Raw genomic sequence first — 18,012 nt, forward strand, 5'->3', positions numbered from 1 at the left:
TTGATTTCTCAAATGTCTTTGGGAAATGTATGTGGGATAGCAATGTATAGTGTTCCAGATTATACTTTGCTTAAAGCTAATCAAATGTACCTTGAATTTCTTGAAACGCCCCATAATATACCTGAAAATGCATTGGGGAGAGCAGTAGATGAAATTGTTACAGGATGGGTAAATAGTAGTGCTGAGACTCTATGGAATAAAATAGTTGGAAGTGGTAAATCAGAACATGTAAAAGAATTTGAATTTGATAAATTTTCAAGGGGGACGACATACTGGGATATTACTTTTACTCCTTTATTATGATAAGGAAAGTGTTAGATATATATTGATTTATTCTCATAAGGTAACGGAAAGAGTTGTTTATAGAAAGAAATTGGAAGAAAAGAATAGAATAATAGAAGAACAAAAAAACTACTGGAACTATTTGTTGAAAATATGACTGATGGACTGCTCTTATTGGATAAGAATTATAAATTAACTATGCTTAATAAAGCAGCTGAAGACTCATTTTATAAGCCAGAAGATATTATAAATAGTAAAGGTAGTCATTCGGATGTAAGATATTATGACAAAGACGGAAATGAGCTTAATATAAATGATCTGCCAGGTAGAAGAATGTTAAAAGGTGAAAAGGTCAATGGATTTTTTGTAACAGTAAAAATGCCTGACAACACTGTTTATTATAGTATCAATGGAAGACCTATTTATAGTGAAGAGGGAGAAATAGACTATGCGGTCTTATGTATGCGTGATATTTCAGAAAAAGTTAAATATGAGCAAGATATGTTAACTCAGAAAGAAATGCTTGAGGCTATACTGGATAACATGCAGGAGACTTTAATGGTTTTTGATAAGAATGATAAATATTTAATTGTAAATAAAAAAGGAAGAGAACGGATTAATAATGTAACGCTTAATACAATAGATGATAGTTCTAAATTCGCAGAAACTTGTTATATAAACGGCAACATTATTCCCATAGAGTATAGACCTGTTCATAGTATAAAAGCTGGTGAAACTATAAAAGAGATAATTTTAACTTATAAATTGGATGGAGAGCAGCATTATTCAAATATAGGTGGAACACCTATATTTGATAAAGACAACAACTTTATGTATGGTATTATCAGTGGCCGCGACATAACAGATTTTATACATAATCAACAAGCTCTACAGGAATCGCAGGAAAAACTATTTAAGGCAGAGCAAGAGAAACGGGAAGCACTTGAGAATGCTATGAAGATGAAGGATGAATTTCTCTCTATGATATCACATGAACTTAGAACGCCACTTAATGTCATTATCACCGCTATTCAAGCAATAAACTATATTTGTTATAAGGAGTTATCTGATAGTGGTAAAAAGTATATAGGTATGATAAGCCAGAATAACTTTAGACAATTAAGATTAGTAAATAATCTTCTAGATATTACTCGAGCTAATGCAGGAAGTATCAAGATTAGTAAAAAGAATATTGATATTGTGTTCCTGACAAAAGCCATTATTGACTCTGTATATAGTTATGCTTCTAATAAAGGAATTACAATAAATTTTACATCTTCATTTAATAATAAGATTATTGCAATTGATGATGAAAAATATGAGCGAATACTTTTAGATCTGCTTTCTAATGCTATTAAATTCACAACAAGTGGTAAGTTTGTTGTTGTAAATTTGTGCTCTATACAAGAAAGCATATGTATTGAAGTCAAAGATAATGAAATTGGGATACCAGCGAATAAAATGGATATAATATTTGAAAGATTTGGACAGGTAGATAGCTCCTTATCAAGGCAAGCAGAAGGTACAGGAATTGGTTTATCACTGGTAAAAAAGTTTGTCTAAGCATTAGGAGGTAGTATATCTGTTAAAAGTAAAGTTGGCATAGGTAGTACTTTTTCAATTTTACTTCCCGATGAGAAAATAGTTGAGAGTCATGAAGAAAAAGAAATAATAAATTTATTAGATAACCGTCTTATAGAAAGTACCAATGTAGAGTTTTCTGATATTTATAATTTACTATTTGAGTGACTTTCAATAAGTCACTTTTTCTTTAGGGTTTAAGAATATCATAGACACATTCAGCCATTAATTGGTGACCAAAAGCCGTTGGGTGAAGACCGTCTATGTATAGTTCTTTTCCTGTTTTGATTTTTAGATTTTCTTTAAAGCAGCTATGAAAATCTATACAAGATATATTATTGTCAGCAGAGAATTTTAATATCCACTCTTTATAATCCTCTATTAAACTATTTATCCTATCATAATCTGAGTCTGCGCTCCATTTTCTTTCAGCCAATATTTTATCTATAGGCATTTCGATTCCAATTATAGGGCTTATATTATAGATTAGGGACTCTTTTACTAATTCAGTTATGTTATCTCGAACCATGTTCAAAGAACGATTAGCTATAAAATCATTAGTTCCTCCCATAATAATAACGTGGGTAGGATTATTTTTAATAACATCAATGTAAGATCTTGAAAGCATACCTGCAGTAGTATCACCATTTACACCTTTGTTTATAATAGGAATATTTAGCTTGTTTTTAACAAGTTCAACCCAGCATTCAGCGCCCAAAACCCCATACCCATAGGTCAAACTGTCACCAACGCACACTATTTTCATAATAATATTCATTCCTTTCGCTGTGCTTAATACACAAAGTTTTTTTAATTAAATTAATTGTTACAAATTTGTTTTAAATTTTTATTATTTCTACATACTAAAACTTAGATAGTTTTTTCATTAAAATTAACCTAATTATATCATAAATCCATTATTAAACAGTAGACAGGAGGATATTAAAATAGTAAGTTTAGAAGCTGCATTTATTATATTGAAAACAATATTCGTAATGGGGCGTACATTAGTGTTAACATTATATTAAATTCTTTATTTAACACGAATAATAAAATATAAAATAAATAAAATGTATTGATTTGATTTTCAGTATATGTTAATATGAGTACATAAAAACGAATGAAAACATCCATATAATCCTGATAATAAGGTTCGGGAGTTTCTACTAGGAAACCTTAAATTTCCTTTCTATGGGTGAATCTTGAAACTTTAATGTAAAATACAAGATATGGTATATTTTGCATTTTACCTGAGATTTCGCTACAGGATTCCCCATAGAATATTGTAGCGGAATTTTTTTATTCATAATTAAGCTAAGTGGAGGGATACTAAATGAAAGTTGCTATTATTTTTGGAAGTAAATCAGACACAGAAAAAATGAGTGGAGCTGCTAAAGCTTTAAGGGAGTTCAATGTAGAATATAAAGCATATGTACTATCAGCTCACAGGGTACCAGAGAAACTTGAAGAAACTATAGAAAATTTAGAAAATCAGGGTTGTGAATGTATAATTGCAGGGGCAGGACTTGCAGCTCATCTTCCAGGTGTTATAGCATCTAAGACTACTATTCCAGTTATAGGAGTACCAATCAATGCAGCTATAGAAGGAATGGATTCATTACTATCCATAGTTCAAATGCCAAAATCAATTCCAGTTGCTACTGTAGGTATAAACAACAGTTATAATGCAGGTATGCTTGCAGTACAAATGTTATCTATAAAATATCCTGAAATTAAAGATAAATTAAAAGAATATAGAAAAGAGATGAAAGAGAAATTTATAAAAGATAATGAAGAAGGGGTGGAGTTATAAAATGGAAAAGAAAGAAATGTTATATGAAGGAAAAGCTAAGAAAATATATGCTACTGATGATAAGGACAGAGTAGTTGTTTATTATAAAGACGATGCAACAGCTTTTAATGGAGAAAAGAAAGGTCAAATAGAAGAAAAAGGTGTTATGAACAATGCAATTACATCAGCTCTATTTGAATTATTAGAAGCAAAGGGAGTAAAAACTCACTTTGAAAAGAAATTAAGTGATAGAGAGCAGCTTTGTAAAAAGGTTGAAATAGTTCCTCTTGAAGTTATAGTTAGAAATGTAGCTGCAGGAAGCATGGCAAAAAGATACGGTATTGCAGAAGGAACAGAACTTAAAACTACAGTTTTAGAATTAAGCTATAAAAATGATGATTTAGGAGATCCGCTTATAAATGATTATCATGCAGTAGCAATGGGTATTACTACTTTTGATGAATTAAAAGTTATATATGAAATGGCAACAAAAGTTAATACCGTATTGAAGGAATTCTTCTTAGAGCAGGGAATAAAATTAATAGACTTTAAAATCGAATTAGGAAGATTTAATGGAGAAATACTTTTAGCAGATGAAATATCACCAGATACTTGTAGATTCTGGGATGCAAAAACTAATGAGAAGTTAGATAAAGATAGATTCAGAAGAGATTTAGGAAATGTTAAAGAAGCATATGTAGAAATACTTAAAAGAATAAGTCAATAGTAAAAAATCTGTATTTTAGAAAGGAAAGTCTGTAATGTGCAACTTAAAAAATGAGTTCGATTTGTCTCTACCATTAGATGTTGAAGAGGATAAATTCAAAGATGAATGTGGAGTATTTGGTATCTTTGCAGCAGAGGAATTAGATGTAGCATCTATAACATATTATGGGTTATATGCCCTTCAACATAGAGGACAAGAAAGTGCGGGAATAGTTGTAGCAAGTGGAAAAGAATTAAACTGTCATAAAAATATGGGATTAGTTTCTGATGTCTTCAATGAAAAAATATTACAAGAGTTAAAAGGTACAGCGGCTATAGGTCATGTAAGATATTCAACTACAGGATCAAGTAATTTAAATAATGCTCAACCTATACTTGGAAAGTATAAGTTAGGTACCATTTCTATTGCACACAATGGTAACTTAGTAAATGCAGATGTAATTAGAGAACTTCTAGAAGATGGAGGTTGTATATTCCAAACAACTAATGATTCTGAAGTTATTTTGAATCTTATAGCTAGAGGAGCAAAAAGGGGAATAGAAAGAGCTGTAGTAGATTCAATACAGGCTGTAAAAGGCTCTTTCGCAATTGTGCTTTTAACAGAAGATAAGCTTATAGGAGCTCGTGACACTAATGGTATAAGACCGCTTTGTATAGGAAAGATCAACAATAGCTATATACTAAGCTCAGAAAGTTGTGCATTAGATTCTGTTGGAGCAGAGTTTGTACGTGATGTAGCTCCAGGGGAAATTGTTATAATAGATAAAGAAGGGCTAAGATCTATTAATTTTGCAGAAAGAACTAAGTGTGAAACTTGTGCTTTTGAATATGTATATTTTGCAAGACCAGATAGTACTATAGACGGTATTAATGTATATACTTCAAGAATAAAAGCAGGCAAAAGACTATACGATGAATGTCCTGTGGAAGCAGATATAGTTGTAGGAGTGCCGGATTCAGGTATTGCAGCAGCAGTAGGTTATGCAGAAGCTTCAGGAATTCCATATGGAGTAGGATTTATAAAAAATAAATATGTTGGAAGAACATTTATAACGCCTTCTCAAGAGATGAGAGAAAGAGCTGTTGCAGTAAAACTTAACCCATTAAAGGGTAATATAGAAGGCAAAAGAGTAGTAATGGTAGATGACTCTATAGTAAGGGGAACTACAAGCAGACGTCTAGTAGACTCTTTGAGAAAAGCAGGAGCAACAGAGGTACACTTCAGAATACCATCTCCTGTAGTAAAATTCCCATGTTATTTTGGAATTGATACACCATATAGAAGTGAACTTATTGGAGCTAATGCTACTTTAGAAGAAATAAGACAGGAAATAGGTGCAGATAGTATAGGTTATATAAGTGAAGAAGGTTTAGTGGAATCTCTTGGCAAAGATAAAGGTTTTTGTATGGGATGTTTTAATGGTGTATATCCGGTTTCAGCACCAATGGAAACTCCAAAGGAACGTTTGGAAGAGTAATTTTAGTACACTAAAAATAATTTATCCGATGACTACGCGCTCTAATACTCCCATCTTATTCAAAGTGTACGTTGCGAGCGGCTATGTCCCTGGATTCGTTCAACTAAGAATCAGATGGGGTTTTGAAACCCTACCTAATTCAAGTTTCCACTTCATAATCTCAATAGAGAATATGAAGATATCTGTTAAAAGTTGAGGAGTGAAGATATGATAACATATAAAGATTCAGGAGTTAATATAGAAGAAGGTTACGAATCCGTAAAGCTTATAAAGAAACATGCAGCAAGAACAATGATACCTGGAGTTTTAAATGGTCTAGGTAGTTTTGCTGGAATGTTTGAGCTTGGTCAATATAAAAATCCAGTAATAGTTTCAGGAACAGATGGTGTTGGAACAAAACTGGAAATAGCCTTTAAAACAAAAAAATATGATACAGTAGGCATAGATTGCGTAGCAATGTGTGTAAATGATATTTTATGTCATGGTGCAAAACCAATATTTTTCTTAGATTACCTAGCTTGCGGTAAACTTGATGCAAATGTTGCTGCAGATTTAGTAAAAGGGGTTTCAGAGGGATGTGTTCAATCTGGATGTGCCTTAATAGGTGGAGAAACAGCAGAAATGCCTGGTTTCTATCCAGAAGGAGAATACGATATGGCAGGATTTGCTGTAGGAGTTGTAGAGAAGGACGACATCATTGATGGAAGTAAAATCCAAGATGGAGATGTTCTTGTAGGTATTGCTTCCAGCGGACCTCACAGTAATGGGTATTCACTTATTAGAAAGCTGATTACTGATTTAGATGAAAATTTTGGTGAAAAAAAGATGGGAGAAGTACTTCTAACTCCAACAAAAATTTATGTTAAACCTATATTAGAACTTTTACCAAAATTCGAAATAAGAGGAATGGCTCATATTACTGGCGGTGGATTCTTTGAGAATATTCCTAGAATGTTTAAGGATGATTTTACATCTGTTATTAACAGAAATAGTTTTGAAGTTCCAGAAATACTAAAGCATATTATGAGCTTAGGTGTGGATGAGCAGCATATGTTTAACACATATAATATGGGAATTGGTTTTGTTTTATGTATTAAAGAAGAAGATGCTGATAATATTATTGAAGAATTAGGTAAAATGGGTGAAAAAGCTTATAAGATAGGCCATGTTGAAAAAGGCCCAAAAGAAGTAAAAATAATTTAAAAAGAGGGTAAACAGATGTTTAAAATAGCTGTGCTAGTATCAGGTGGCGGAACAAATTTTCAGTCTATTATAGATTCCATTAACACTGGCTATTTAGAAAAGTGCAGTATAGAAATGGTTATAAGTGATAGAAATGGTGTATATGCCTTAGAAAGAGCATGTCAGCATAACATAAAAACTTACGTTATAGATAGAAAAGTTTATAAAGATAGTGTTTCAGATGAAATACTAAAGCTAGTTGATGGTAAGGTTGATTTAATAGTTTGTGCTGGATGGCTCTCTATATTAAAGGGTGAATTAGTTTCAAGGTTTGAAAATAAAATAGTAAACATTCATCCGTCCTTAATACCAGCTTTTTGTGGTGATGGAATGTATGGAATTAAAGTACATGAAAAAGCTTTAGAGTATGGGGTAAAGGTATCAGGATGTACAGTGCATTTTGTGGACAGTGGAACTGATAGCGGACCTATTATACTGCAGAAAACTGTACCAGTATATGCACAGGATAGTGCAGAAATTCTGCAAAAAAGAGTGCTTGAACAAGAGCACATAGCTCTTTCAGAAGCAATTAAGCTTATAGCAGAAGGTCAAGTTAAGGTTCAAGGAAGAAAAGTATTTGTTAATTAATTTATAATCCGGAAACTCAATGTTACTTTTGACAGTATAAGAACTCTAATTTGTTAAAGCAAATTAGAGTTCTTGTGTCAGCAGGCTTTCCATAGATAAGCGATAGTAACAATATAGATATGAAGTGGAAACTTCAATCAGATGGAATAAAAAATGGAGGTAATTAAAAATGTTAACTCGTGCATTAATAAGTGTTTTTTATAAAGATGGATTACTAGAATTAGGTGAATTTTTAGCTAAAAAGGGTGTAGAAATACTTTCTACAGGTGGTACGTATAAGTATCTAAAAGATAATGGAATACCAGTTACAGAAGTTTCAGATGTAACTGGCTTTGAAGAAATATTAGATGGTAGAGTTAAGACATTACATCCTAGTGTGCATGGTGGAATTCTAGCTATAAGAGATAATACTGAACATATGCAGACAATAGAAAGAAAGGGCATAAAGCCAATTGATATGGTAGTTGTAAATTTATATCCTTTCTTCGATAAAGTTAATGAAGATTTGACTTTTGAAGAGAAAGTTGAGTTTATAGATATTGGCGGACCTACAATGATAAGAGCTGCTGCTAAGAATTTCCAGGATGTTATTGTTCTTACAGATGTTAATGACTACAGTGATGTTATGAAGCAGATAGAAGAAAATGGCGACGTTGAATTTAAAACAAGAAGAAAATTAGCAGGTAAGGTATTTAACTTAATGTCTGCTTATGATGGTGCAATCAGTAACTTCCTACTAGAAGAAGAATACCCTGAATATTTAACATTGTCTTATAAAAAATCTATGGGTTTAAGATACGGAGAAAATCCTCATCAAAGCGCAGCTTACTATACTTCAACTGTAGAAAAGGGGTCTATGAAAGACTTTATACAGTTGAACGGTAAAGAATTATCCTACAATAACATAAAAGATATGGATATAGCATGGAAGGTAGCTAATGAATTTGATGAAGCTGCTTGTTGTGCAGTAAAACATAATACACCTTGTGGAGTAGCTGTTAGCGATAATTGCTATAATGCTTATTTAAAAGCTTATGAATGTGATACTACATCAATTTTTGGTGGAATAGTGGCTTTAAATAGAAAAGTAGATAAAGCTACAGCAGAAGAAATGGTTAAAATATTCCTTGAAATAGTAATTGCACCAGACTTCGATGAAGATGCGCTAGAAATTTTAAAAGCTAAGAAGAACTTAAGAGTAATTAAGTGCGATGTAAAACCAGAAAGCAAAGTAGAACTTGCAAAGGTAGATGGCGGAATACTTGTGCAAGCAGCTGATGATCAATTAGTTAATGAAACTAAGGTTGTAACAGAAAAGGCACCTACAGAGCAAGAAATGCATGACTTATTATTTGGAATGAAAGTTTGTAAATATGTAAAATCCAATGCAATAGTTGTAGTAAAAGATGGAATGGCAAAAGGTATTGGCGGCGGACAGGTTAACAGAATATGGGCAACTTGTGAAGCATTAGAGAGAGCTGGAGATGGAGTAGTATTAGCATCTGACGCATTCTTCCCATTTGAAGATGTAGTACAGGAAGCTGCTAAATATGGTATAAAGGCTATAATTCAACCAGGTGGGTCTATAAGAGATAATCAATCTATTGAAGAGTGTAATAAACATGGAATAGCTATGGTGTTTACAGGAATGAGACATTTTAAACACTAAAAGATAAGAATATTTTTAGGGGTGAAAGTAATGAAAGTATTGATAGTTGGATCTGGTGGCCGTGAACATGCTATTGCATGGAAGACAGCTCAAAATGCTGCAGTAGAAAAGGTATATTGTGCACCTGGAAATGGTGGTACTGCTGCAGAAAATAAATGTGAAAATATTAATATAACTGATATAAAAGAACTATTGACTTTTGCAAAGGAAAATAGCATAGATTTAACAATAGTAGGACCTGAGGTTCCACTTATTGATGGGATTGTTGATGAATTTAAAAAGGCAGGGCTTAAGATTTTTGGACCATCAGCAGAGGCTGCTATGTTAGAAGGAAGTAAGGCTTACTCAAAAGAATTTATGAAAAAATATGGTATCAAAACTGCTGCTTATGAAGTGTTTGAGGATAAGGATGGAGCCCTTGCATATCTTAAAGGCTGTGACTATCCAATAGTTATCAAAGCTGATGGATTAGCTGCTGGAAAAGGTGTAGTTATATGTGAAAACTACAACCATGCGGAAGAGACTATAATAGAATTTATGGTAGAAGATATATTTAAAGGTTCAGGTAAGAAGGTAGTAATTGAAGAGTTTTTAGTAGGACCAGAAGCCTCAATACTATCTATAACTGATGGAGAAACTATAATACTTCCATTTATATCAGCAAAGGACCACAAGCAAATCTATGATGGTGGAAAAGGTCCTAATACTGGAGGTATGGGAGTTATATCGCCTAATCCTTTCTGCACTGCTGAGGTTTTAGAAGCCTTTGATAAAGAAATAATGAAACCTACTTTAGAGGGTATAAAAGCAGAAGGCTTAGACTATACAGGAATAATATTCTTCGGAATTATGATAACTAAAAAAGGACCATACCTACTTGAGTACAATGTAAGAATGGGAGATCCAGAAACTCAAGCAGTTTTACCGCTTATGGAAAGCGATTTGGTAGAACTTGTAAGCGCTGCTTTAGATAAAAAGCTTTCAAGCTTTGACCTACAATGGCATCAAGGAGCTTCCTGTTGTGTTGTAGCAACATCTGAAGGATATCCAGGAAAATATAAAACTGGCTTTGAAATTAAGGGAATAGATAAGGCTAACAGAATCTTTGCTTCAGGATTTGTACAAAAGGATGGAGTATTCCAAACTAGTGGCGGCAGAGTTTTATGTACTCAAGCTTTAGGAGCTACACTTGAAGATGCGAGAGCAAAAGCCTATGAAGATTTAAAGAATGTAGACTTCCAAGGTATCTATTATAGAAAAGACATAGGTGTTATATAATTTTAGGAACAGACAGAGGTAATGCTTCTGTCTGTTTTTTACATTAAATGTATATGAAAGGAATGGATTTACAAAAAAGTTTCAATTTATGAGCATTATAATATAGAAATAATCTTAAAATAATAGTAAAATGTGTTATGTGTTCTTTAATAATGTGAAGATACCTGATTAACTTGGAGGTAAATATGAAGGAAGTTGAAAATAAAGAAATAAATAAAAGAAAAAAACTCTCAATTAAAGCAACTGTAGCTTTTTTAATTTATACACTGATAGTGGTAACTGTTACAACGCCACTGTTTGTATTTTATGGACCTTTCGAAAATGTAAAAAGAACAATAGTAGGAACGGCTATGGCTACCTTTACACATCAATATATAGCCACAACCTTTTTATCTCAAGAGGAAATAAGTAAAATTTTAAAAAGTTCACAAACAGGTGAAACAACAAGCAGTGAAGTTGAGAATTTGAATGGAGTTAAAGTAGCACATACGGGGGATAAAGGAATAGATAGATATGATATACATACTAAAAAATTTGATGGATATATTTTAGAAATAAATGATCCAACAAGATTAAAGATAGGATATACTAAAAGGATTGGAGAGGTAGGACAAAGAACTAGCGAAATAGCTGAGGAAAATGGAGCTGTTGCAGCTATTAATGGAGGAGGATTTACAGATAGATCCTCTAACGGTAAGCTTTGGGCTGGAACAGGGGCATATCCTGAAGGGCTTGTTATATCGGATGGCAAAGTAATATATAGTGATGTGAAAGCCAATGAAAAAGTTAATATTACAGCTTTTACAGCAGATGGAACATTAATAGTTGGTGACCATACACTAAATGATTTGAAAAAGAAAAATGTAGTAGAGGCAGTTTCTTTTAGAAATTCTCTTGTAATAAATGGTAAAACCGTTGCTGTTGAAGATGAGGGACTTAATCCTAGAACCGCTATTGGTCAAAAAAGTGATGGAACTATTATAATGCTTGTTATAGATGGAAGAACTGGATTAAAACCAGGTGCTACATTAAAGGAAGTTCAAAATATACTCTTACAGCAAGGGGTAGTAAATGCAAGTAATCTTGATGGAGGTTCGTCTTCTACAATGTATTTAAATGGGGAAATTATAAATAATCCTTGCGATTGGAATGGAGAGAGAACTGTTGCTACCGCTTTATATGTAAAACCTTAGAGGAGAGTGTAATGATGAAAGGACTTAGGAAAATAATTATATGGACCATTATGCCTATAGCATTAGAGTTAGTAGGGTTACTTTACATTGATCAATTCTATTTAAATGCTGAAACAACCTTTAATGCTATGAAGGTTGATACTACGGTGAAGAAAGAAGCTAACAAAATTAATGTGAAGGTCTCTGAGGATGGGAAAAATATTGGAGTTTCCTATAGTGGAAACTATATTTCCTATTATGAGGATGGCGTAATAAAAGTGGTGGACACTTCAAATAATAAAAAGAAAGAAATAAAAATTGATGATAATGCAAAATTTTCTTCATATAAGTGGCTACCGGATAGAGATATAATGTTGATTGCGGAAAAGTATAATGATGGTCACAATTCAAATTATTTGAAGTTTGAATCATATAATGCAAAGAAGGATGAAAAGAATTTCTTAAGTAATGATAAAAATAAGGAGTTGAAAATATCTTTAGCTGATGATAAATATGAGGTTTTAGATATGGCTCTATCTACTGCTACAAATGTAACTTACGTTAAAGTAGGGAAAGAAGGAGCAAAGAGCAGAATATATCGTATTAATGTAATGGCCCAAGTGGAAGAAACAAAATATGTCAACTGTAAGCTAGGAAAAATAGCCGTAGCTAATAAAGAGGATAAATTAATCTATGAAGACACTACCTATAATAGAATAAGAATAGCTGGAAATACTAATCCTATAGCTACAGGAGAAAATGCAACACACTATCTATTGGCTTCAGATAACGAAGACAGAGTTTATGTTGGCAATGGCGGAAACGGGAAAGTTAAAAAGATTTTCATAGGTGATGTGAAGACTGGAAAGCAAGAATGGAAGATTCTAACCCTAGAGCATGAAACAAGTAAGAATAATATATACATAACTACAAATGGCAAGATATATATTAATAATCCCTCAATGAATGTAGTTACAGAACTTGAGACAGGAAAAGAAACAAAATACGATGGTACCTTGGTGCAGGTATATAACTTAGGCGTGGTTTCAAATGACAAAGGGAAGCTTATAGGAAATCTATTTTAGGAAATACATTTAGTGAGAGTAGAGGACAAATATTCAAAAAAACCTTGCTCTCATTTCCAGTATTTCAGTATTATGGAACCGATGAGGTGAAGATAATTCTTGATTTTTATAAAAAAAGAGATGATTCTGAAAAATGAATAGTTCGCATTCTGAATGGTCAAAAAAATAACATGCTAAAGGCAAAAATAAAAAAATATAAACTTTATACTTGTAAAAGTTTACAAAAAACTTATAAGTATTGGTACAAGCCGATTTGTTAAAAAAAGAGGAGGTTTATTTTTAGTATTCTAAATATTCAAACAAATACAAGATTCCCATAAATGTATGTTATAATTTATGATAATTAAAAAATTCTACATTAAGGAATTTTTTAATTTTTTTATTTTTATTTTTATTTTTATTTTTTTATTTTTGAAAGGAGTGTAATATATGTCAAGTAATCAATCTATTTTTAGAACGAAATCGCTTGAAGCTATGATAGGTCAGACACAAGGCAAAGGATTGAAAAAGGTACTAGGGGCATTTGAACTTACAATGCTTGGTATCGGAGCAATCATAGGTACAGGTATATTCGTTCTTACTGGAGTTGCTGCAGCAGATTATGCAGGACCAGGACTTATGTTATCATTTATATTTTGCGGAATTACCTGTGCTTTCGTAGCGCTATGCTATGCTGAGCTTGCCGCTATGATTCCTGTAGCCGGAAGTGCTTACACCTTTGGGTATGTAGGGTTAGGAGAACTGTGGGCGTGGATTATAGGATGGGATCTTATCCTAGAATATGTAGTTGCAGTTGCGGCTGTTGCAGTTGGATGGTCAGGTTATATTGTAATGTTACTTAGTTCCGCAGGAATACATATTCCAGATGCATTAACTAATGCACCAGGACAAAAAGGTGGTATTGTAAATTTACCATCGATATTAATTCTATTTGTTATCACATTACTTCTAATTAAAGGTGTTAGTGAAAGTGCTAAGTTAAATAACGTACTTGTTATAGTTAAACTAGCAGTTGTTATTCTATTTATAGTTGTTGGTGCTGGTCATGTTCAACCAGCTAATTGGAACCCATTCTTACCATATGGTGTAGGTGGTATATTCAAGGGGGCAGCAATCATATTCTTCGCTTACCTTGGATTTGATGCAGTTACAACTGCGGCAGAAGAAGTTAAGAATCCACAAAGAGATCTACCTATAGGTATACTTGCTTCATTAGGAGTATGTACAGTATTATATATTGTAGTTTCAGGTATATTAACTGGTATGGTTCCTTATCAAAATTTCCATAATAATGCAGCTCCAGTTGCTTATGCATTACAACAGGTTGGAATTAACTGGGGATCAGCATTAGTTTCTGTTGGTGCAGTTACTGGTATAAGCTCAGTTTTACTTGTTATGGCTTTTGGTGCAACACGTGTATTATTCTCATTATCAAGAGATGGATTACTTCCAAAAGTATTTGCAGAAATAGATCCGAAATTTGGAACACCTGTGAAGAGTACTGTGCTTGTTGGTGCTGTGACAATGATCCTTTCAGGATTTGTTCAAATAGGAAGACTTGCAGAAATGACAAACATAGGAACTCTAGCAGCATTCTGTGTAGTTTGTGTTTCAGTTGTAGTTCTTAGAAAAAAGAGACCGGATGTTAAGAGACCATTTTTGTGTCCTGCAGTTCCAGCAGTTCCGATTATAGGACTTATATTCTGTTTATACCTAATTTATGAATTACCAAACTTTACAAAAATGGTATTTGTAATTTGGTTATTGGTAGGATTTGTGATTTACTTTGGATATGGTAGAAAACACAGTGCAATGAATTTCGAAGATGAATCAAAAGCAAAGGCTTAAAATATGAAAAAGAAGGTTTCTGCAAAGTTATGCAGAAACCTTTTTTTATAGGGTTTCAAGGTGGAAACTTTACTTGTACACAAAGATAAGTTATTAGTAATTGAGAATTATGGTTAAGTTAAGAATTAAGAGTAAAGGATAATTTTTCTCCACCTTGTTTCGAAAAATTTTTAATTTAAGGTTTATTGAAGCAAAGCTCCAATGGTGTTATATTTTAGATTTTCTGTAGCTTTAGCGAAAGAAAATCATCCATAACTCTTAATTTTCAACTCTTAACTTATCTAATTTTTGAAGTAGTATAATTTTCCGTTTTCAATTGAATAATTGATCAGCCCTTTTGAGTAGAGATATGTTATAAAAGCTGAGATACCCCCGAAATTTAAATGATATTGATAGAAATTAAGAGACAGATCATTTAAAATTGTTATATTCTCCAGTAAGTCTTCACGGGTTAAAGGCTGATCTAGTAGATCTAATATTTGATTCTTAAAATTCTCTATGTTTTCTAAGTTTTTATCCACAAGAGCTATAATTTGATCCCTAGTTAGCACATCGTTACAATGACTTATTACAAAGTAATCTGCATCAACATTTTTTAAGAGATTTAAAGTACTAATACTCTCCTCAATATCGTAAAGATAAGGAAAAGAATACTTTTCTAGTATTTCCTCACTAAATATTGAGTCTCCGAGAAAACATACCTTTTCCGGTGTAATTATTCCAATCTGCTCTATAGAGTGACCTTTTAAAGAGATTACTTCAAATTTTTCGTCATTAATTTTATTTGTGCCATAGTCTAGTACAAAATCTACAGTTATAGGCTTATTGCTTTTATCTATTCCTTTAATAGGTGATGAGGATGATAGTATAGAGGCTTGAAATTCAGGATTTTCCATGAATAGTTTTTCTTTTAGTGAAGTATATACTAAACATCCAGGATAAGTTCTTTGAAAATAAGTATTTCCACCACAATGGTCTAGATGATTGTGGGTATTAATTATGTATTTAGGATGAAGATTATTCTCTATAAGTATCTGATCTATTTTTTTTGCTTCTGTATTATTTATTCCAGTGTCTACTAGAAGACAATTTTTATTTTTGAATACAAAAATTCCACAGTTTGTAGTAGCACTTATGTAGTAACTATTTCCTTTAATTTTATTTAACGACATAAAAATCACTCCTTCGCCTATGATTTGTTTGTATAATATAAATATACATGATATAATCTTTTATAAGTTATTAAATGAATTATAATATTTATTTTTGATAATTAAAATTAGGAGGATGAAATTAATGGATCCAAACAGTGCTTTGATGAACAATTTGATGACGCTACTTGGCGTTACCGGTCTTATTCAGGGCTTAGGAATGAAATATAGCACAGCTGTTAGAAAAAAGCTTAGACTTGACAGAGAGGGTATTGATAAAAAATATATTGGCTTTAAAATAAATTTTCTTATTATTTCTGGAATGATGTTGTTAATGATTCAGTTGATGGTTTACCTTAATCCAGCCTTTGGAGAAAAAATGCAGATATTGTTATCAGCCTTTTTACTTCTTGCCATAACTTCAGACATGATATATAAAAAAGTAAGAAGTAGAAAAGCTGCGAAAACAAAATATAAAAAATATAATTAAAAATCCAGGTTATCCTGGATTTTTTATATACATAGAGTTTGCTAACTAGATACTTTTCGCATGCTGCAGTAGTCTCTATTATTACATTTGCTGCAGTCATGGTCCTTTTTACTGAACTCTCTTTTCTTATCTGCACCATAAATATAAGCCATAGACCTTAGCGAAGAAAGCATACAGTCATCTACCATATAAATACCTAAAAAATTACCTGCATCTAATTTATCTAATATATTCTTTTGATACCATAACGGAATCTCCCCATCCCCTGGAGCAATCCTGCAGCTAAGACCCATTCCTAGTTCATTACTCTTATTAAGAACATGATTAAATAACTGCGAACTAATTTCAAATAAATATGAAGTAGCCATAGCATCTAGTACCATTCCTTCCTTCATATTACCTAAATTAAATAGTTTATTAACTTCATCGGTACATCTATCCCCCATAGTAATAACACAATAAACTATATGATTACAATCCTGAACTACATCAAAAGTAAAATCTTCATCTTTTGGTGTTATGGTGAAGACTCCAGCCGGCTGTACAGAACTATATAGAATAGGTAGTAACTTCTCATACATAGAGCTAATTTCTTCATCAGTTATAAATTCACAATAGGACTTTAAAGTGTTTATTACTATATTTTTGTCCAATTTAAAGTCAAAGTCCAATACTATTTCCATAAGTAAACCTCCCCAAGAAAATGCAAAATTTAACCACTACTAGTGCGTTCAATTGAGAATCAGGTGGAGTTTGTTTGAAACTCTATCTAATTCAGCTTTTAGTTCATAATTCCATATAGCATCTTTACAGCAACAGCTAAAGACATTGTAACAAATATTGGTTTCATAAGTTTAGCCCCCTTAGTAAGTGCTATTTTTGTACCAAACTTTGCTCCAACTATCATAAATATGGCCACAGGTATACCGATTTTATAATCGATATGTCCACTTATTGCAAACATTACTAGGGAGGTAATGTTACTTACAAAGTTTAGAACTTTTGCATTACCACCAGCACGTACAAAATCAAAACCATATATGGATATAAGTCCAAAAATCAAAAAGGAGCCTGTACCAGGTCCGAAAAAACCATCATAAAATCCCATTGATAACGCAAGAAGCATACCCAAAAATATGCTTTTTTTCTTAAGACCTTTAAATTTATCCTCCATGCCTATAGTTTTTGAGAATAGGCTGTAAGCCCCTACAAGTAATAGAAGTACAACTACAATTATATTTACATATTTTGCATCTATACTAAGTACTGTATTTACTCCCAAAATAGCTCCTATCAGTGTAAAAGGAGCTAATAATTTTATGATATTAAAATCTACTTTTCCTGACTGTGCAAACTTCAGTGAGCTAGTAAATGATGCACAAGAAGAGGAAAACTTATTTGTGCCTAAGGCTAAATGAGGAGGAATACCTGCTATTAAAAAGGCAGGTACACTTATAAGACCACCACCGCCTGCTATAGAGTCAATAAAAGCTGCAAAAAAGCCCGCTGTACATAAAAATATTAAATTCATAGTCATAAAAACACCGCCTACTATAATTAAGTCACTTGTATATGTTTAATTTTAACATAGAAATTTAGTATAATGAAGTAAAACTTGAATCAGATAAGT

Annotated in this window: 17 protein-coding genes, 1 pseudogene and 1 riboswitch; of the genes and pseudogenes, 14 read left to right on the forward strand and 4 right to left on the reverse strand. The window is 32.3% G+C overall.

Annotation, left to right across the window (positions count from 1 at the left end):
* Window positions 1-42 precede the first annotated feature (42 nt).
* From CLMAG_RS04695 to CLMAG_RS34175, 3 genes and pseudogenes are all read left to right on the forward strand, one after another.
* A complete protein-coding gene (locus CLMAG_RS04695) occupies window positions 43-303 on the forward strand; it encodes a hypothetical protein (RefSeq protein ID WP_066618562.1) in 261 nt (86 codons plus the stop codon).
* A gap of 108 nt (window positions 304-411) precedes the next feature.
* A pseudogene (locus CLMAG_RS35160) lies at window positions 412-1,137 on the forward strand (PAS domain-containing protein); the annotation flags it as partial.
* 105 nt (window positions 1,138-1,242) lie between these two features.
* Window positions 1,243-1,845, forward strand: a complete 603-nt coding sequence (locus CLMAG_RS34175) for a sensor histidine kinase (protein ID WP_278329957.1) — start codon at window positions 1,243-1,245, stop codon at window positions 1,843-1,845.
* Between the two features lie 208 nt (window positions 1,846-2,053).
* On the opposite strand, the gene CLMAG_RS04705 is transcribed toward CLMAG_RS34175, so the two are convergent.
* Window positions 2,054-2,629 (reverse strand): GDSL-type esterase/lipase family protein, encoded by a 576-nt coding sequence (locus tag CLMAG_RS04705; protein ID WP_066618565.1) that lies wholly within the window; start codon window positions 2,627-2,629, stop codon window positions 2,054-2,056.
* A gap of 344 nt (window positions 2,630-2,973) precedes the next feature.
* Window positions 2,974-3,075, forward strand: a riboswitch (purine riboswitch).
* 121 nt (window positions 3,076-3,196) lie between these two features.
* On the opposite strand from CLMAG_RS04705, the gene purE reads away from it, so the two are divergent.
* The 10 genes from purE to bcaP all read left to right on the forward strand — a co-directional run bounded on the left by purE (window position 3,197) and on the right by bcaP (window position 14,741).
* Window positions 3,197-3,676 (forward strand): 5-(carboxyamino)imidazole ribonucleotide mutase, encoded by a 480-nt coding sequence (gene purE, locus CLMAG_RS04710; protein WP_066618567.1) that lies wholly within the window; start codon window positions 3,197-3,199, stop codon window positions 3,674-3,676.
* 1 nt (window position 3,677) lies between these two features.
* Window positions 3,678-4,382: a phosphoribosylaminoimidazolesuccinocarboxamide synthase gene (purC, locus tag CLMAG_RS04715; protein WP_066618574.1), complete on the forward strand. Its 705-nt coding sequence runs from the start codon at window positions 3,678-3,680 to the stop codon at window positions 4,380-4,382.
* Window positions 4,383-4,416: 34 nt separating this feature from the next.
* Entirely contained in the window at window positions 4,417-5,859 is a 1,443-nt protein-coding gene (gene purF / locus CLMAG_RS04720) for an amidophosphoribosyltransferase (RefSeq protein WP_066618585.1), read from the forward strand.
* Between the two features lie 207 nt (window positions 5,860-6,066).
* Window positions 6,067-7,062 carry a phosphoribosylformylglycinamidine cyclo-ligase gene (gene purM, locus CLMAG_RS04725; RefSeq protein WP_066618588.1) on the forward strand — a complete coding sequence of 332 codons (996 nt, stop codon included), beginning with the start codon at window positions 6,067-6,069 and terminating at the stop codon, window positions 7,060-7,062.
* A 15-nt stretch (window positions 7,063-7,077) separates the two neighbouring features.
* Window positions 7,078-7,689 (forward strand): phosphoribosylglycinamide formyltransferase, encoded by a 612-nt coding sequence (purN, locus tag CLMAG_RS04730; protein WP_066618591.1) that lies wholly within the window; start codon window positions 7,078-7,080, stop codon window positions 7,687-7,689.
* A 169-nt stretch (window positions 7,690-7,858) separates the two neighbouring features.
* Window positions 7,859-9,358: a bifunctional phosphoribosylaminoimidazolecarboxamide formyltransferase/IMP cyclohydrolase gene (purH, locus tag CLMAG_RS04735; RefSeq protein WP_066618594.1), complete on the forward strand. Its 1,500-nt coding sequence runs from the start codon at window positions 7,859-7,861 to the stop codon at window positions 9,356-9,358.
* Window positions 9,359-9,388: 30 nt separating this feature from the next.
* On the forward strand, window positions 9,389-10,636 hold the full coding sequence (gene purD / locus CLMAG_RS04740; RefSeq protein WP_066618595.1) for a phosphoribosylamine--glycine ligase: 1,248 nt from the start codon (window positions 9,389-9,391) through the stop codon (window positions 10,634-10,636).
* 185 nt (window positions 10,637-10,821) lie between these two features.
* On the forward strand, window positions 10,822-11,829 hold the full coding sequence (locus CLMAG_RS04745; RefSeq protein WP_066618596.1) for a phosphodiester glycosidase family protein: 1,008 nt from the start codon (window positions 10,822-10,824) through the stop codon (window positions 11,827-11,829).
* A gap of 11 nt (window positions 11,830-11,840) precedes the next feature.
* Entirely contained in the window at window positions 11,841-12,893 is a 1,053-nt protein-coding gene (locus tag CLMAG_RS04750; protein ID WP_242872927.1) for a YncE family protein, read from the forward strand.
* Between the two features lie 429 nt (window positions 12,894-13,322).
* Complete coding sequence (gene bcaP / locus CLMAG_RS04755) at window positions 13,323-14,741, forward strand: branched-chain amino acid transporter BcaP (protein ID WP_066618599.1); 1,419 nt, start codon at window positions 13,323-13,325, stop codon at window positions 14,739-14,741.
* A gap of 281 nt (window positions 14,742-15,022) precedes the next feature.
* Here bcaP and CLMAG_RS04760 read toward each other — a convergent pair whose 3' ends face one another.
* Window positions 15,023-15,913: an MBL fold metallo-hydrolase gene (locus CLMAG_RS04760; RefSeq protein ID WP_066618601.1), complete on the reverse strand. Its 891-nt coding sequence runs from the start codon at window positions 15,911-15,913 to the stop codon at window positions 15,023-15,025.
* 124 nt (window positions 15,914-16,037) lie between these two features.
* On the opposite strand from CLMAG_RS04760, the gene CLMAG_RS04765 reads away from it, so the two are divergent.
* Window positions 16,038-16,382: a hypothetical protein gene (locus tag CLMAG_RS04765; protein ID WP_175562175.1), complete on the forward strand. Its 345-nt coding sequence runs from the start codon at window positions 16,038-16,040 to the stop codon at window positions 16,380-16,382.
* A gap of 41 nt (window positions 16,383-16,423) precedes the next feature.
* On the opposite strand, the gene CLMAG_RS04770 is transcribed toward CLMAG_RS04765, so the two are convergent.
* Window positions 16,424-17,065: a 5-methyltetrahydrofolate--homocysteine methyltransferase gene (locus CLMAG_RS04770; protein WP_066618606.1), complete on the reverse strand. Its 642-nt coding sequence runs from the start codon at window positions 17,063-17,065 to the stop codon at window positions 16,424-16,426.
* A 98-nt stretch (window positions 17,066-17,163) separates the two neighbouring features.
* A complete protein-coding gene (locus CLMAG_RS04775) occupies window positions 17,164-17,919 on the reverse strand; it encodes a TSUP family transporter (protein ID WP_066618609.1) in 756 nt (251 codons plus the stop codon).
* Window positions 17,920-18,012 lie beyond the last annotated feature (93 nt).

This window comes from Clostridium magnum DSM 2767 (assembly GCF_001623875.1).
GTDB lineage: Bacteria > Bacillota > Clostridia > Clostridiales > Clostridiaceae > Clostridium_AM > Clostridium_AM magnum.

Excerpts from the sequence above, each read along its gene's own strand:
- purM (WP_066618588.1), top strand. The coding sequence starts at position 6,067 with ATGATAACATATAAAGATTCAGGAGTTAATATAGAAGAAGGTTACGAA.
- bcaP (WP_066618599.1), top strand. The coding sequence starts at position 13,323 with ATGTCAAGTAATCAATCTATTTTTAGAACGAAATCGCTTGAAGCTATG.
- purF (WP_066618585.1), top strand. The coding sequence starts at position 4,417 with ATGTGCAACTTAAAAAATGAGTTCGATTTGTCTCTACCATTAGATGTT.
- CLMAG_RS04770 (WP_066618606.1), bottom strand. The coding sequence starts at position 17,065 with ATGGAAATAGTATTGGACTTTGACTTTAAATTGGACAAAAATATAGTA.
- purC (WP_066618574.1), top strand. The coding sequence starts at position 3,678 with ATGGAAAAGAAAGAAATGTTATATGAAGGAAAAGCTAAGAAAATATAT.
- CLMAG_RS04760 (WP_066618601.1), bottom strand. The coding sequence starts at position 15,913 with ATGTCGTTAAATAAAATTAAAGGAAATAGTTACTACATAAGTGCTACT.
- CLMAG_RS04750 (WP_242872927.1), top strand. The coding sequence starts at position 11,841 with ATGATGAAAGGACTTAGGAAAATAATTATATGGACCATTATGCCTATA.
- purN (WP_066618591.1), top strand. The coding sequence starts at position 7,078 with ATGTTTAAAATAGCTGTGCTAGTATCAGGTGGCGGAACAAATTTTCAG.
- CLMAG_RS04705 (WP_066618565.1), bottom strand. The coding sequence starts at position 2,629 with ATGAAAATAGTGTGCGTTGGTGACAGTTTGACCTATGGGTATGGGGTT.
- purD (WP_066618595.1), top strand. The coding sequence starts at position 9,389 with ATGAAAGTATTGATAGTTGGATCTGGTGGCCGTGAACATGCTATTGCA.
- CLMAG_RS04765 (WP_175562175.1), top strand. The coding sequence starts at position 16,038 with ATGGATCCAAACAGTGCTTTGATGAACAATTTGATGACGCTACTTGGC.
- purH (WP_066618594.1), top strand. The coding sequence starts at position 7,859 with ATGTTAACTCGTGCATTAATAAGTGTTTTTTATAAAGATGGATTACTA.
- CLMAG_RS04695 (WP_066618562.1), top strand. The coding sequence starts at position 43 with ATGTATAGTGTTCCAGATTATACTTTGCTTAAAGCTAATCAAATGTAC.
- CLMAG_RS04775 (WP_066618609.1), bottom strand. The coding sequence starts at position 17,919 with ATGACTATGAATTTAATATTTTTATGTACAGCGGGCTTTTTTGCAGCT.
- CLMAG_RS04745 (WP_066618596.1), top strand. The coding sequence starts at position 10,822 with ATGAAGGAAGTTGAAAATAAAGAAATAAATAAAAGAAAAAAACTCTCA.
- purE (WP_066618567.1), top strand. The coding sequence starts at position 3,197 with ATGAAAGTTGCTATTATTTTTGGAAGTAAATCAGACACAGAAAAAATG.
- CLMAG_RS34175 (WP_278329957.1), top strand. The coding sequence starts at position 1,243 with ATGAAGGATGAATTTCTCTCTATGATATCACATGAACTTAGAACGCCA.